Source organism: Nonomuraea purpurea, assembly GCF_042650645.1.
In the GTDB taxonomy this organism is placed as follows: Bacteria; Actinomycetota; Actinomycetes; order Streptosporangiales; family Streptosporangiaceae; genus Nonomuraea; species Nonomuraea purpurea.
Window position 1 is genome coordinate 131659 of sequence record NZ_JBHSBI010000013.1, and the last position, 13744, is coordinate 145402.

Annotated in this window: 13 protein-coding genes; 8 read left to right on the forward strand and 5 right to left on the reverse strand. The window is 67.9% G+C overall.

Annotated features, from left to right (window positions below; all coding sequences use genetic code 11):
* Positions 1–15 precede the first annotated feature (15 nt).
* The 3 genes from ACFOY2_RS25665 to sucC all read right to left on the reverse strand — a co-directional run bounded on the left by ACFOY2_RS25665 (position 16) and on the right by sucC (position 3986).
* Positions 16–1644 (reverse strand): cell division protein PerM, encoded by a 1629-nt coding sequence (locus tag ACFOY2_RS25665; RefSeq protein ID WP_379530641.1) that lies wholly within the window; start codon positions 1642–1644, stop codon positions 16–18.
* Positions 1645–1927: 283 nt separating this feature from the next.
* The gene (gene sucD / locus ACFOY2_RS25670; RefSeq protein WP_357819538.1) at positions 1928–2803 is read right to left on the reverse strand and encodes a succinate--CoA ligase subunit alpha; all 876 of its coding nucleotides are present in this window, start codon (positions 2801–2803) and stop codon (positions 1928–1930) included.
* 1 nt (position 2804) lies between these two features.
* A complete protein-coding gene (gene sucC / locus ACFOY2_RS25675) occupies positions 2805–3986 on the reverse strand; it encodes an ADP-forming succinate--CoA ligase subunit beta (RefSeq protein WP_379530642.1) in 1182 nt (393 codons plus the stop codon).
* 350 nt (positions 3987–4336) lie between these two features.
* On the opposite strand from sucC, the gene ACFOY2_RS25680 reads away from it, so the two are divergent.
* A complete protein-coding gene (locus tag ACFOY2_RS25680; protein ID WP_379530643.1) occupies positions 4337–5158 on the forward strand; it encodes a hypothetical protein in 822 nt (273 codons plus the stop codon).
* A 277-nt stretch (positions 5159–5435) separates the two neighbouring features.
* Positions 5436–6263 (forward strand): hypothetical protein, encoded by an 828-nt coding sequence (locus ACFOY2_RS25685; RefSeq protein ID WP_379530644.1) that lies wholly within the window; start codon positions 5436–5438, stop codon positions 6261–6263.
* Positions 6264–6328: 65 nt separating this feature from the next.
* On the opposite strand, the gene galE is transcribed toward ACFOY2_RS25685, so the two are convergent.
* The gene (gene galE, locus ACFOY2_RS25690; protein ID WP_379530645.1) at positions 6329–7312 is read right to left on the reverse strand and encodes a UDP-glucose 4-epimerase GalE; all 984 of its coding nucleotides are present in this window, start codon (positions 7310–7312) and stop codon (positions 6329–6331) included.
* A gap of 469 nt (positions 7313–7781) precedes the next feature.
* On the opposite strand from galE, the gene ACFOY2_RS25695 reads away from it, so the two are divergent.
* The 5 genes from ACFOY2_RS25695 to ACFOY2_RS25715 all read left to right on the forward strand — a co-directional run bounded on the left by ACFOY2_RS25695 (position 7782) and on the right by ACFOY2_RS25715 (position 10471).
* Entirely contained in the window at positions 7782–8420 is a 639-nt protein-coding gene (locus ACFOY2_RS25695) for a neutral zinc metallopeptidase (protein WP_379530646.1), read from the forward strand.
* 83 nt (positions 8421–8503) lie between these two features.
* A complete protein-coding gene (locus tag ACFOY2_RS25700) occupies positions 8504–8761 on the forward strand; it encodes a WhiB family transcriptional regulator (protein WP_357819547.1) in 258 nt (85 codons plus the stop codon).
* 70 nt (positions 8762–8831) lie between these two features.
* Complete coding sequence (locus ACFOY2_RS25705; protein ID WP_379530647.1) at positions 8832–9560, forward strand: CPBP family intramembrane glutamic endopeptidase; 729 nt, start codon at positions 8832–8834, stop codon at positions 9558–9560.
* Between the two features lie 276 nt (positions 9561–9836).
* Positions 9837–10061, forward strand: a complete 225-nt coding sequence (locus ACFOY2_RS25710; RefSeq protein ID WP_379530648.1) for a type II toxin-antitoxin system VapB family antitoxin — start codon at positions 9837–9839, stop codon at positions 10059–10061.
* Positions 10043–10471, forward strand: a complete 429-nt coding sequence (locus ACFOY2_RS25715) for a PIN domain-containing protein (protein WP_379530649.1) — start codon at positions 10043–10045, stop codon at positions 10469–10471. The genes ACFOY2_RS25710 and ACFOY2_RS25715 overlap by 19 nt, the downstream gene beginning before the upstream one ends.
* A gap of 119 nt (positions 10472–10590) precedes the next feature.
* On the opposite strand, the gene ACFOY2_RS25720 is transcribed toward ACFOY2_RS25715, so the two are convergent.
* On the reverse strand, positions 10591–11310 hold the full coding sequence (locus tag ACFOY2_RS25720; protein WP_379530650.1) for a PIG-L deacetylase family protein: 720 nt from the start codon (positions 11308–11310) through the stop codon (positions 10591–10593).
* A 125-nt stretch (positions 11311–11435) separates the two neighbouring features.
* On the opposite strand from ACFOY2_RS25720, the gene pcrA reads away from it, so the two are divergent.
* Complete coding sequence (gene pcrA / locus ACFOY2_RS25725; RefSeq protein ID WP_379530784.1) at positions 11436–13655, forward strand: DNA helicase PcrA; 2220 nt, start codon at positions 11436–11438, stop codon at positions 13653–13655.
* The last annotated feature ends 89 nt before the right edge of the window (positions 13656–13744 follow it).

The window sequence follows — 13744 nt, forward strand, 5'->3', positions numbered from 1 at the left end:
CGGTGCCAGGCGCCCTCAGTCCCGATCCCAGGCGTACGGGTCGACGTAGATGACGTGGCCGCCGCGGTCGTCGGATTCGTCCACGATGTCCTTACGCGGCGGTCGCGCCGCCGGCTCCGGCGGACGCGGACGGGCCTGCGCCAGCGTCTCCGCCTCGGCCGAGGCGTGCTCGTCCTGCCAGTCGTCCCTGATGACCGGGATCTCCTGGGTGTCGGCCTCGGTGGCGTCCATCCAGTGGCCGGGCAGCGGGCGCGGGTCGGACTCGGCCAGCCCCACCCTGCTCGCCGCCTTGGCGATCGCCGCGCCCGCCTTGCGTACCGGGGCGGCAGCCTTGTCCAGGGGCACTCGGGCGCGCTTGTTGAGCAGCAGCAGGTTGGTCACGCCCGCGGAGATGCCCGCGGCCACACCGACCTCGAGCGCGACCGACAGCGCCACCTCCCAGGGCGACGGCCCGATCGCGGCCAGCCGCCCGCCGCCGATGGGCCCACCGGACAGCGCCGCCAGCACCCCCGCCACGAGCCCGGTGGACACCCCGGTCAGGAACCCCCACAGCGGCGCCGCCTCATACGACGGCGACGGCGAGATCCTGGCCACCATCACGCCCGCCACGGCCCCCGCCGCGAACGGCAGCGCGATCACCGCCATCATCCACACCGGGACCGGCCCGCTCTCCGGCAGCGCCCCCAGCAGCGGCAGGCTGGGCACCGTGCCGAGTTGCACGCCCGTGGGCGCGACCAGAGTGTCGGCGCCGATCGCGAACCCGGGGCCCGCGATGTAGGAGGAGGCCCAGATGACGACGTTCAGCAGATAGAGCAGTTGCAGTAGCAACAGCAGCACGCCGCCCACGAACCCGGGCGACAGTACGCCGGACAGCTCCCTGACCTGCTCGAAGTTCAGCGCGACGGCTACCAGCACCAGCACCAGCCCGGCCACGAGCAGCACCGCGGTGCCGACGGCCGTGCCGACGGTGAGGGCGCGCACGCGTTCGGGCAGCAGCCGCAGCATCACCCGCCACGGCCCGATCATCCGCGCCGTGGCCAGCGCACCCGCCAGGAACGCCAGCACGAAGTGACTGAGCAGCGCCTCACCGATGAACGGCTGGGTGATCTCGTTGCGCGCGACGAGCGCGATCAGCCCGGCGAGCAGCGCATACGGGGCCGCCAGCGACACCCCGGCCTGCGCCACCAGGACGAGCTGCGCGCGCCGGCGGGCCTGGGCCTTCTCACGCGGACTGTTCTTGGGCAGCCGCTCGGGCAGCCGGAGCCGCAGGTCGGCGTCGCGGGCCATCCACCGCCCGGCCCGATAGAGCAGCATCGCGGGCAGGATCGTGAGACCGAGGGGCAGCAGCCCGACCCGGCCGCCGGGCATCGCGAACCCGGCGTGGTGCGCGGCCAGCCAGAGCTGCGCCGCCGTACGGAACACACCCGGCAACCCGCTTCCCAGCGTGCCGCGCGGCGCGGCGATCCAGCCGACCAGCGTGAGCGTGGTGAGTGCGGCGAGCCCGACGCCGAGCGTGGCGGCGGCGGCCAGCATCCCCGACACGGGCAGCGGCCGCCTGGTCTCGTCGTCGTCGCTCGAAGCCCCGGGGAGCTTGCCGAGCACGGACCTGGGGGCAGTGCGCAACTGGTCGAGGATCGCCGTCACGGTAGCGATTTTCTCAAGCTTTCCCAACCCGCGCTTGGTTGACGCGCCGCGCGGCCCGACTCTTTTCGCGGCGCCGTCTTTCTTTTCATCCTGTACGGCTCCGCCGTAGTTGCCCCAAACGCCGACCTGGGCCGGCCTCTGTCCAGGGAGACGCTTTCTGACCCGGTCAGTGGCGCGCCGCCGTTACGACGTCCTGTTGGCCACGTCCGTGGTCAAAACCGTTGACCCGCCCCAGCCCCATGTGGTCGGAAGGGACCACATGGGGCTTTTCAGGGATGGCTGGTCAGCGGGACTGCATGATCTCGCGCATCAGGCGGGCCGTTTCCGAAGGCGTCTTGCCCACGCGGACCCCCACCTTCTCCAGGGCTTCCTTCTTGGCCTGGGCGGTGCCGGCCGAGCCGGACACGATGGCGCCCGCGTGCCCCATCGTCTTGCCCTCAGGCGCGGTGAACCCGGCCACGTAGGCCACGACCGGCTTGGTGACGTGCTGCTCGATGTAGGCGGCGGCCCGCTCTTCCGCGTCGCCGCCGATCTCGCCGATCATGACGATCGCGTCGGTGCCCGGGTCCTCCTGGAAGGCCTGGAGCGCGTCGATGTGCGTGGTGCCGATGACAGGGTCGCCGCCGATGCCGACCGCGGTCGAGAAGCCGAAGTCGCGCAGCTCATACATGAGCTGGTAGGTGAGCGTGCCCGACTTCGAGACCAGGCCGATGCGGCCGGCGGTGGTGATGTCGGCGGGGATGATGCCCGCGTTGGAGGCGCCGGGGGAGGCGATGCCGGGGCAGTTGGGGCCGATGATGCGGGTCTTGTTGCCCTTGGCCACCGCATACGCCCAGAACTCCGTGGAGTCGTGCACCGGCACGCCCTCGGTGATGACCACGACGAGCGGCATCTCGGCGTCGATGGCCTCCTTGACGGCGTCCTTGGTGAACGCCGGCGGCACGAACACGACCGACACGTCGGCCCCGGTCTGCGCCATGGCCTCCTTGACCGTCCCGAACACGGGCAGGCCCTCGTGCGTCGTGCCGGCCTTGCGGGCGTTGACGCCGCCGACCACGCGGGCGCCGGAGGCGAGCATGCGGCGGGTGTGCTTGGTGCCCTCGCCGCCCGTCATGCCCTGGACGATGATCTTGCTGTTCTCAGTCAACCAGATGGCCATGTCACGCACCTACCGCAGCGAGCTCGGCGGCGCGCTTGGCCGCTTCGTCCATCGTGTCTACCAGCTCGACGCGCGGGAGCGCGGCGTCGGCCAGGATCTGTCGCCCGAGCTGGGCGTTGTTGCCGTCGAGGCGGACCACCAGCGGGTGGGTGACGGCCTCGCCGCGGCTCTCCAGCAGCTTGAACGCCGAGACGATGCCGTTGGCGACGGCGTCGCAGGCGGTGATGCCGCCGAAGACGTTCACGAAGATCGACTTGACGCTGGGGTCGGAGAGGATGATCTCCAGGCCCGCGGCCATGACCTCGGCGGAGGCGCCGCCGCCGATGTCGAGGAAGTTGGCGGGCGACGGCTTGGCGGGGAATGCCTCACCGGCGTAGGCGACCACGTCGAGCGTGGACATGACCAGGCCGGCGCCGTTGCCGATGATGCCGACGTCGCCGTCGAGCTTGACGTAGTTGAGGTCCTTCTCCTTGGCCTTGGCCTCGAGCGGGTCCTCGGCCGCCTTGTCGGCGAGCGCCTCGTGGTCGGCCTGGCGGAAGGCGGCGTTGTCGTCGAGCGTGACCTTGCCGTCGAGGGCCTTCACCTGGCCGTCGGCCGACAGGATCATCGGGTTGACCTCGACGAGCGTGGCGTCCTCGTCGACGAAGCAGCACCAGAGCTTCTCGATGAGCTCGGCGGCGCCGTCGAGCGCCTTCTCGGGCAGACCGCCGGCCAGCGCGATCTCGCGGGCCGTGGCGCGGTCGATGCCGTCCAGTGCCGAGACCGGCACCTTGGCGACCTTCTCGGGAGAGGTGTGGGCGACCTCTTCGATGTCCATGCCGCCCGCGGCGGAGCAGATGGCGAGGAAAGTACGGTTCGCGCGGTCGAGCAGGAAGGAGAAGTAGTACTCCTCCGCGATCGCGCTGGCCTCCTCCACGAGCACCTTGTGGACCGTGTGGCCCTTGATGTCCATGCCCAGGATGGCTTCGGCCTTGGTGACGGCGTCGGCGGCGTCGTCGGCCACCTTCACGCCGCCGGCCTTGCCCCGGCCACCGGTCTTGACCTGGGCCTTGACGACGACGCGGCCGGTCAGCTCATCGGCGGCCGACCGCACCTCCTCCACGGTGTGGGCGACGATGCCGCGTGGCACCGGGATGCCGTAGTCAGCGAAGAGTTCCTTCGCCTGATGTTCGAACAGGTCCACGAGGGTCCGTCCTTGCTTATCCGACTGATGTTCGACGGCCCGGGCAACTGCGCTGACGGTCGCGTCCGCTCACCGCTCGTTGGCATCGTGCCTCGCTCTCTCACGGCGAGCTCCTACGCTCAGGCGTGCGTGCCGGGCGTTTCCGCCAGTGAAGCCTAGCCCCAAGCTTGACCTGCCCAGGTCATCGGGTCATGGTTCTCCCGCTATGTGACGGTCATCTCACTTCTCCACGACTGCCTCTGCACAACAATTGCACGGTTTCGGCGACGTACGTCCGGATCTCCGATATATGGTCGTGATCTTCTATTGGCAGGCTTCTGCTCCCCTCCTTTTGGAATCGAAGGAATCGTATGAAGCGAATTCTCGCGGGACTGGCGTTAACCACGGCGGCTGCGCTCGTGACCGCCGCACCCGCTCAGGCCGCGCCCGCTCAGGCAGCGCCGGTGAATCCGGTGAAGGCGCTGAAGAAGCAGTTCGTCTCGGGGCACGGGGTGAAGATCTCCGAGACGAGCAGCATGTCGTCGAACGGCAAGAGCCTCGGCACCTCCAAGTCGAGCGCGATCATCGAGTTCGGCAAGTCGGGGGTCGTCGCCTCGGACGTCCGCAGCAAGGCGTCCTCCAAGAGCATGGAGTCGCTGCTCTCCCCGCAGCGCGCCATCACGGTCGGCGGCTACAGCTACGTCCAGGGCGGGCTGTACACCGAGGACCTGCCCGAGGGCAAGAAGTGGGTGCGCTACCGCGGAACGGCGAGCGGCGCCACCTACAACCAGGTCATCGACATCACCCGGCCGAAGGTGCTCCAGACGCTGATCTCGCGCGCCAAGGGCGCCAAGGGCGGCGTCTACAAGGGCTCGCTGACCTACAGCGACCTGGCCAAGGCCTACGGCCAGAAGCTCACCGGCACGCTCGGCAAGATCAAGATTGACTACGCCCTCGCCGTGAACTCCAAGGGCCTGGTCACCACCCTCAAGTCCGACTGGGGCCTCGACTTCGGCGTTCTGGGCAAGGCCCAGTCCAGCACGACAACCCGGTTCAGCGGCTGGGGCGCCAAGGTCAAGATCAAGGCTCCGGCGAAGAGCCTCTGGGCCGACGTCGACAGCGTCCCTGAGGACAGCGAAATTCCGCAGGAGCTCCCGAACAGCGCCCTCGACTCGCTCTCATCGGGCAACTAGAACCAGGCACCGCGGTTCGGGCACGGTAGCCGGGCGACGGGGGTCGCACGTGGAAGGCTGACCGCGAGCAGCCGCCCACGAACCGCTTCCACCCGGCTGACCTGCCGACACGAAACGCCCTGCCGGCATCGGAACCTGCCCGGACATCCGCTCGGACGGAAATCCGCGAGCGCGGAGTTCCGGGCAGGGAGACCTGCCGAACCGGGCGACCACCTATTGGCAGCCCTCTCCTCCCTCTTTGGGGAGAGGGCTCTCTCCATGTCTCAAAAGGATGCACATGAAGCGACTTCTGGCAGCCGCAGCAGCGGCCGCGGCTCTCGTCAGCGCCTCGCCCGCGCAGGCGGCGCCCACCCCCACCCCGACGGCGTCGCCCGTTGCGGCCCAGGCCAAGCCGGTGGCCGCTCCCGACCCGGTCAAGGCCCTGAAGAGCCAGTTCGTCGCCGGGCGCGGCGTGAAGGTGTCCGACAACCTGCGGACTGGGATCAAGGGCAAGAAGTTCAGCTCCAGCCAGCTCAACAGCGTCTTCGAGTTCGGCGCGTCGGGGATCGTGGCCGCGGACGTGACCCAGCAGATCCGTACCGGCGAGGGCAAGAAGATGGCCAGCACCCGCGTCATCATCGTCGGTAAGGCTGCCTACATCCAGAGCAACATGCTGACGACGCAGGACCTGCCCGAAGGCAAGAAGTGGGTGCGCCTCGATCAGCCTGGCAAGCTTTACGCGTCCAATCACCCCGTTGACGTCTTCCAGCCCGCCGGGCTGAAGAGCTTGATCACCAAGGCCAAGTCCGTCAAGAACGGCGTCTACCAGGGCACCATCACCCGCAAGCAGTCGAAGAAGACACCCAGTACCTCCGCGTTCGACTACCGGCTGAGCCTCGACTCCGCGGGGCTGCCCAGCGGGTTCCGCACCGATCAGGAGATCAAGCTCGGCAAGCGCGACTTGCTGCAGAGGACTGCTGACAGCCGGTACAGCGCGTGGGGCTTCAAGGTGACGATCAAGGCTCCTGCCGAGGAGCAGGTGATCGACATCAAGGACCTCGGCCCCGCGTTGCAGGAGGAGATCCAGGAACTCCCGAACGAGGCTCTCGCCTCGCTGCGCCACTAGGCGCGCCTTTTGAGATGGCGCTGTCCCTGGACAGCGCCATCTCCCCCAGTCAGGGCCGAGCTCTTTCAGCTTTCGCCGAGCCTGCTCCCTCGCACGTCGGCCCACTCCAGCGAGTGCCTGATGCCTTCCTCGATCGAGTAACGGGCCCGCCAGCCCAGCAGCCGCTCGGCCCGATCGCTGCGCGTGAAGGCGCCGGCCACGTCGCCGGGGCGCGGAGGGGCCTCGACGACCTCGATCGGACGGTCGACGACGCGGTTGAACGCATCTGCCAGTTCCCGAACGGTAGTGCCCGCCCCGGTGCCCAGGTTGATCACGCCGGCGTCCAGGTCGTCGAACCGTCGCAGGGCGGCCACGTGGGCGGTCGCCAGGTCCCAGACGTGCACGTAGTCGCGGATGCCCGTGCCGTCGCGGGTCGGGTAGTGGGTGCCGGTGATGCGGAAGGGGACGCGGTCCTCGTGCGCCTCGATCATCTTGCCCAGGGCGTGGCTGGGACGGCGCAACTGCAGGCCGGTGCGCATCTGAGGGTCGGCGCCGATCGGGTTGAAATAGCGCAGTGAGAGGATCTTGACGGGGCTGCCCGCGGCGATGTCGGCGAACATGGCCTCGCAGACCGCCTTGGTGCGCGCGTACGGGCTCTGGGGGTCGAGCGGAGATTCCTCGTCCACCGTGTGGTCCTCGCCCGCCTGGTAGATCGACGCGGAGGAGCTGAAGATCATCCGGGTGCATCCGTTGCGGATCAGGTGATCGACGAACTCGAGGCTCTTGGCGACGTTCGCACGGTAGTAACCGATGGGGTCGGCGACGGAATCGGGCACGACGATGAGCGCCGCGCAGTGAACGACAGCCTCGATATCCGGATTTTCCGCAAATATCTTGTCTATCAGCGCCCCATCGCTGATATCCCCCTCATAGAAGACCCGCCCCTGGGCGAACTCCCGCCGCCCGGTGACGAGACTGTCGAGAATCACGGGCGAGATCCCCGCATCCAGGCACGCCGAGGCGACCGTGCTCCCGATGTACCCCGCCCCACCAGTGATCAGTACGCGCATCCCAGCAGCCTAACTTCGCGATCTGTGGCTGGGGTTGTGGATGACTGTGGATGTTCCCATCCGGTTAGGAAACCCCCATCCTGTACGGCTCCGCCGTGGCCGGCCGCCACCCGCCGCACGTTGGCTGAGGACCTTCCAGGAACACGCTTGCTGAGCCCTTCAGTGGCTTACCACCGTTACGGCACGCATTGTGAACCCATTCCGTGGTCATCACTACCCACAACGTAACAATTCTTCAATCCCCCTCCTTTCATCCCGTCTCCTCTCTCCCATCCCCAAGCCCCGGCCCTCCCGGAGACCGTGAAACCGCAACCCGCAAAAGCCACCAAGCCGCATACCGGCATCTCCCCCGGGCTGGTGCAAGTCGGGTTGGCGTGCGACATTTCCTGATATGGGCAGGGACGTGCCAGTCGTTGTCTTCAGCCGGGAAGACCGCCGCAAATACCGGGAGAAGGTGCGACGATGCCCCATGAGCCGTCGCATCCTGATTTTCGCGTTGGTCATGTTCGTCAGCGCCTGCGGCCTGACCGGGCCGCGTTCCATGGACAACGAAGGAGCCGACTCGTTCGAGGAGGACGTGCGGACGGCTCGTTCACTGTCGGAGGAGTTCTGGAAGCAGCAGTTCAGCCAGCTCGGCCGCGTCTATCGGCCGATCAACGACTTCATCCCCTACTCGGGCGGCTCCGGCCCCAACTGCGGCGGTGAGCCCGCGGCGCCCAACAACGCCTTCTACTGTTCGGCCGGGCATTTCATCGCCTACGACCGGACCTGGATGGAGTCGTTGTGGAGTGAGATGGGGGACGGATCCGTCTATGTGATCATTCCGCATGAGTTCGGGCACGCCGTGCAGGCCCAGCTCCAGGCCAGTTTCCAGCTCAACGTGCAAGCCGAACTCCAGGCCGACTGCTACGCGGGCGGCACCCTGGCGGCCCTGGTCCGCTCGGGCGCGCTCACCGCAGAACCCGGCGACGAGAACGAGCTCATCACCAGCCTCGAGGCCGCTGGAGACCCCACCGACGACTGGCTGAACCCATCCGCCCACGGCACCGCCGAGCAGCGTCAGCAGTCCTTCCTCCTGGGATACTCCAGAGGCGTGACGGCCTGCTGAGGGCGAGGGGGCCCAGCAGATGTATTCCCATGTCAACCCTGAGGATGATGTGTCTGATCATGACTACGCCCTACCTTGGGTCCATGCCACTGGAGGAGATCGGCTGGCTGCGCCGGGGGGCGTGCAGATCCAGCGACCCTGACCTCTTCTTCCCACTCGCCCCCTCCCCGTTGCAGGAGGCGCGGGCCAAGGCGGTCTGCGCCGGCTGCCAGGTCATCGACGAGTGCCGCGCGTACGCTTTACGAGCGGGCGAGTCGGAGGGCATCTGGGGCGGCCTCACCCCGGAAGAACGCCGCCGCACCCGCTTCCCCCAAGGCTGGCGCCGCCCCGCCGCCTCATAACGCCTCACGCACCCCACCGCCCGGCCCGGCTCGGGCGGCGCGGTGGAGGACGGCGACGTAACCTGCAAGGGTGTTGCTCCGCTCGATCGCCATCCTCGCCGCCGCCAACATCATGAACAACAAGATCGCCCCCCGCCTGGGCCCAGTGACTTCGACCGTTGCGACGGCCGCACTGGTGGCGATGGCGCGGAAGTCGGGACTTTCGTGGAAGGACCTCGGGTTCGAGGACGGCCGCCGGGGCGCGCTGGCGGGTGGCGCATTAGCGGCTGCGGTGGCGGCGGTCTACACGATCGGCGTCGCGACCCCGCGTACCCGCCCGCTCTTCCACGACGAGCGCGCCCTGTCGCTTTCGCGCGCCCGCGTCCTGGAGGAGGCCCTCGTCCAGGTCCCGCTGGGCACGGTGCTGCTGGAGGAGGTGGGTTTCCGTGGTGCCCTGTATGCCATGCTGCGCCGCAGACACGGCACCGTCGCAGCCACGGCGGTCTCCTCGACCCTGTTCGGCCTCTGGCACATCCTGCCCGCCATCGACATGGCCCGCGCCAACCCCGCTCTCGGCGCTCTGACTGCCGGTGAGTCCCCCAACCACCTGGACACGGCGCGGGTGGTGGCGAGCAGCGTGGTGTCCACGACGGCGGCCGGGGTGCTGTTCTGCGAGCTACGCCGCCACAGGGGCCTGCTCACCCCGGTCATGCTGCACCTGGCCACCAACTCCTTCGGCTACCTCTTCGCCCGAATAGCCGCCAACGTCGACAAGATGGGCAAGGTTCCCGAGGTCCCCAAGGTCCCCGGTGGTCGGTAAGTCGCCAACGTTGGCAAGAGAGAGCACATGACCGGTGATCACCCCACTCCCTGCGGCACCCCAACACCTGATCCAACAGCAGTGATCAGCTCACGTAGCAGGGTTCTCATCCTGGCGGATGAGTTTTTTCCCCCGTCCCGGTAACCGTTTCGGGCATCACTAATGTCCATGCCTTACCTTCCTCCCGAACACGTTCTCCAAGGCGCGCAGTCTCGGAGAGCGCGTAGATCAAGATCAGGGTTCGGATATCCGGTGGAGGTACGGAGGTGGTGTTGCATGCGGACGGTAATCGACGTCGACAAGGAACTCATCGAAGCGGCTCAGCTCAAGCTCGGGGCGGCGACGTTGACGGAAACGGTTCACGCCGCTCTGCAGGCGGTCGTCGACAGGGACGCGGAAAGGTTGAGCGCCATCGGAGCGTTCGAGTTCTGGCGCACGGAGGGGAGCCCGGATCTGCTCGACCCGGAGACCATGAAACCTGCGTGGCGACCACAGGACTGATGTATCTCCTGGACAAGAGCGTGCTCGCGCGCATCCGCACCAGCGACGTGGTCGCCAAGGCGCTTTACCCGCTCTATGCGGCGCGGGCGGTGGCGACGTGCAGCGTCATCGACCTCGAAGTGTTCTACAGCGCCCGTGATTTCGCCCATTACGGGAGAATCCTGCGTGCCCAGCGACAGTGCATCCTGTTGCCGGTGGACCAGGAGGTCCAGACCCGGGCCATGGAGGTGCAGCGTCAGCTCATCGAGATCTCGCAACACCGCGGCATCGGCACGAACGACCTGCTCACAGCCGCCTGCGCCGAGGTGAACGGCGCGACGATCCTGCACTACGACCGCGACTTCGACATCATCTCCGAAGTCACCGGGCAGCCGTCCCTCTGGGTGGTGCCGCCCGGTTCGGTCCCATAAAGGCCCCAAGGGTTCCGATAAAGGACTCAGGAGCTCGGTTCCGTCAAGGTCTCAGAGGTTTGGTCCCGTCGGGGGATCAGTCCCGTATGAGGACGTCGGAGTTCCGTCCCGTACAGGCGTCAGTCGGTTGGGACGACCTGGAAGGCCTCCGCGTAGCGGCCCTCGCCGAGTCCGGCTTCCTCCGCCCAGGCGGCGAAGCGGCTCTTGACGAAGTCGGCGAATCCCTCCACATGGGACACCTGGCTCACATGTGACTGCAAGGCCGCGAGCTTGCGGTCCATGGCCTCGGTGACGTCCACCCAGTGGTTGGGGTTCATGCCGCCGTTCAGCCACACCTCACGCACCGTCCACGCCTCCAGCCCCTCCTCCCGCAGCAGTTCGGGGAAGGCGTAGGGGTTGCGGGCGTCGGGGTAGACCGCGTCGAGCGCGGCGCCGCCGACCGCGCGGTGGTCGGGGTGGCTGGGGGCGACGAAACGGTAGTTGCGGTCGGGGTGGTGTGTGATGACCAGATCAGGACGTACCTGACGGATGACTCTGGCGATGGCGCGTCTGAGCTCCAGTGAGGGCACCACCTGTCCGTCGGCGTAGCCGAGGAAGCGCACGTCGGTGACGCCCACCGCCTTGGCGGCGGCCCGCTGCTCGGCTCTGCGGAGGTCGGCCATGCCGGAGTTGTCGAGTGTGCGTTCGTTACCGCCCGCGTCACCGTCCGTGACCAGCAGGTAGGTGACTTCCACACCCTTGTCGACGAAGAGCGCCACGCTCCCGGCCGCGCCGAAATCGGCGTCGTCGGGATGGGCGGTCACGACCAGCACCCTGTTGATCTCGGTTTCCGGCAGCATGACTCCCCTTTCTGGATGTTCCATGGAGGACAACCGGCACCCCGCCGAAGGCATTCCGGGCGCCGAATGTCGGCCGGGAGTCATAACCTAGGGGCGTGCCGACCCAAGTCTCTGTTGACCACCCTTTGCTCGACGGCCTCAACCCGCAGCAGCGCGAGGCGGTGATCCATCATGGCAGTCCGCTGCTCATCGTGGCCGGGGCCGGGTCCGGCAAGACGCGGGTGCTGACCCACCGCATCGCCTATCTGCTGGCCGAACGGAAGGTGCATCCGGGCGAGATCCTGGCCATCACCTTCACCAACAAGGCCGCCCGCGAGATGAAGGAGCGCATCGACAAGCTGGTCGGGGCGCGCTCCAAGGCGATGTGGGTGATGACGTTCCACAGCGCCTGCATGCGCATCCTGCGGCGCGAGGCCAAGCGGCTCGGGTTCCCCTCCAGCTTCTCGATCTACGACCAGGCCGACTCCCAGCGGCTCATGGCCATGGTCTGCAGGGAGATGGAGCTCGATCCGAAGCGCTACCCGCCGCGTTCGTTCTCGGCGCAGGTCAGCAACTTCAAGAACGAGCTGGTCGACTACGAGACGGCGATCGAGCGGGCGGGCTCGCACCTGGAGAAGACGCTCGCGCAGGCATACAAGGCCTATCAGCTCAAGCTGACCGAGGCCGGCGCGATGGACTTCGACGACATCATCATGAACACGGTGACGTTGTTCCAGCTCTTCCCCGAGGTGACCGAGCACTACCGGATGCGGTTCAGGCACGTACTGGTCGACGAGTACCAGGACACCAACCACGCCCAGTACATCCTGATCCGCGAGCTGGTCGGCCATCCCGAGCTGCGCACGACCGACGGCGATCTCGTCCGGTCCGGGGCCGACCAGTCCGAGTTGTGCGTGGTCGGCGACGCCGACCAGTCCATCTACGCCTTCCGCGGCGCGACGATCCGCAACATCCTGGAGTTCGAGCGCGACTATCCCGACGCGCGCACCATCCTGCTGGAGCAGAACTACCGCTCCACCCAGAACATCCTGGCCGCCGCCAACGCGGTCATCTCGCGCAACGAGTCGCGCAAGCCCAAGAACCTCTGGTCCGACCAGGGCGACGGGCCCAAGATCGTCGGGTATGTCGCCGACAACGAGCACGACGAGGCCATGTTCGTGGCCCAGGAGGTCGACCGGCTCAGCGACGAGGAGGACGTCAAGCCGAGCGAGGTCGCCGTCTTCTACCGCACCAACGCCGCCTCCCGCGTGTTCGAGGAGATCTTCATCCGCACCGGGCTGCCCTACAAGGTCGTCGGCGGCGTGCGCTTCTACGAGCGCAAAGAGGTCAAGGACCTGCTGGCCTACCTGCGCGTGCTCGCCAACCCGGCCGATGTGGTGTCGTTGCGGCGCATCCTGAACGTCCCCAAGCGCGGCATCGGCGACCGCGCCGAGGCCATGATCGAGGCGCTGTCGTCACGCGAGCGCATCTCCTTCTGGGACGCGCTGCGCAGGGCCGAGGAGGCCTACGGGATGGCCACGCGCTCGCTCAACGCCGTGCGCGAGTTCGTCGCCCTGGTCGAGGAGCTGATCGCCAAGGCCGAGGGCGTGCCGCCGTCGGCGCTGGCCGAGGAGGTGCTGGTGGCCACCGGCTACCGGGCCGAGCTGGAAGCCTCGGAAGATCCGCAGGACGAGTCCCGCCTGGAGAACCTCAACGAGCTCATCTCCGTGGCCTCCGAGTTCGAGGAGGCCAACCCGGAGGGGACGCTGGTGGAGTTCCTGGAGCAGGTCTCGCTCGTGGCCGACGCCGACCAGATCCCCGACGCCGAGGGCGGGCAGGGGGTGGTCACGCTCATGACCCTGCACACGGCCAAGGGGCTGGAGTTCCCCGTCGTCTTCCTGACGGCCATGGAGGACGGCGTCTTCCCGCACGTCCGGTCACTGGGCGAGCCCAAGGAGCTGGAGGAGGAGCGGCGGCTGGCCTACGTGGGCATCACGCGGGCCCAGAAGCGGCTGTATATCACTCGGGCGGCCGTGCGCAGCTCGTGGGGGGCGCCGTCGTTCAACCCGGCCTCACGGTTCGTGAGCGAGGTGCCGGCGCAGCTCATCGACTGGCGTACCGATCCGGAGAAGTCGGCGTGGAGCGCGGCCACCAAGCCCGCCGCCCGTCCGGCGCCCGCCAAGAGCGGGGGCGGGCGGAAGGTGCCCTCGCTGACGCCTGGTGACCGGGTGTCGCACGACGCGTTCGGGCTCGGGACGGTGGTGTCGGTGGACGGTGTGGCGGAGAAGACCAAGGTCAAGATCGACTTCGGTAGCGGCGGTGAGAAGACGCTCCTGCTGGCCTACGCCCCCCTCGAAAAGCTCTGAGCGCCCCACAGAAGGCCGAGGCCCCGGCCAAGCCCGCCCCAAGGCGTGGCCATGGCCGAGGCCCGCACGCTCCGCTGCCACCGGCTTTG